This window comes from Shewanella sp. 125m-7, from assembly GCF_052977045.1.
Genome location: NZ_JBRILQ010000095.1, coordinates 1 through 1,224, shown reverse-complemented (window position 1 = coordinate 1,224; position 1,224 = coordinate 1). Strand labels below are relative to the sequence as shown.

The following is a 1,224-nucleotide window of genomic DNA, read 5'->3' as shown; positions in this document are numbered from 1 at the left end:
GGCAAAGGTTTTAAGTAGAACAGTCTGACTGTCTCATCATCAATTCAATTATCTTGGCAACTTGGTGGTTGGTAAAACTTATTGTTAAAACATTAACTATTACTTTGTGCTTTTATACTACGATACGGTATTCATCTTCTCTTGCAGCTATAACCCACGCTATCCGCGCAAGCTTGTTAGCGACAGCAACACAAGCTCGGTTAAAACCTCTTCTTTCTGCAAGCACCACGGCCCAACGACTAAACCTATCCGTTTTATTGGAACTATGCTGCAAGACCGCTCTTGCACCATGGATAAACAGTGTTCGTAGATAAGCGTTTCCTCGCTTGCTAATGCCAAGCAAATTATCTTTCCCACCACTACTATGTTGCTTTGGCACTAGGCCACACCAAGCAGAAAAGTGCCTACCATTGTTAAAGTCTTTGCCGTCACCGACAGCCGCATAAAATGCGGTTGCAGTGACAGGGCCAATACCAGGGACACTTTCTAAACGCTGGCATACTTGATTGTTCTTAGTCTCTTGTTGCACTTGAGTGTCACAGCTTTTAAGTCTTTCCTCGATACCTTTAAATTCTTCATACAGTTGATAGAAAATACTTCTGCCTTTGGCAGTTAATTCATTATCGGCATTTTCTAAAATATCGGGCAGTTTTGACCTAAAAGACGCTTTGCCTTTTGTGATGACAATGCCGTATTCTGCGAGCATTCCTCTGACCTGATTAACCAGCGCGGTAGACTGTTTGTTCAGCCTCTCTCTCATCCTATGTAGCATCTGTACATCTTGTTGTTCAACAGGCTTAGGTTGTACAAAGCGCATGTTAGGACGTTGGGCCGCTTCTGCTATAGCGAGCGCATCGTTATAGTCATTCTTATTTCCCTGTCTGTACGGAACAACATACTGAGGCGCTATCAGCTTGACTTGATGGCCTACTTTCTTAAATTCTCTTGCCCAGTAATTTGCGCCACCACATGCCTCCATCACGACAAGGCAAGGCTCTATTTGAGCAAGAAAATGAATCAAGTCTTTGCGTTTTATCATCTTCTTTTTGATGAGCTTCCCCGCTTTGTTTACGCCAACAAAATGAAAAACAGACTTTGCGATATCAAGACCAATTGTAGTAATGTTCATAGTGGACCCGTCCTCTTCCTGATGAGTTTAAGCAACTACATCGTGGCCCATTGTGAGGCCGATTAAAAGTGGATGGGTCCATTCCATTATCCATG

The 1,224-nt window shown here is 43.1% G+C and carries 1 protein-coding gene; it reads right to left on the bottom strand.

The annotated features are described in order from the left end of the window. Positions 1-112: 112 nt before the first annotated feature. The gene (locus ACVBIL_RS20560) at positions 113-1,129 is read right to left on the bottom strand and encodes an IS110 family transposase (protein WP_447168790.1); all 1,017 of its coding nucleotides are present in this window, start codon (positions 1,127-1,129) and stop codon (positions 113-115) included. Positions 1,130-1,224 lie beyond the last annotated feature (95 nt).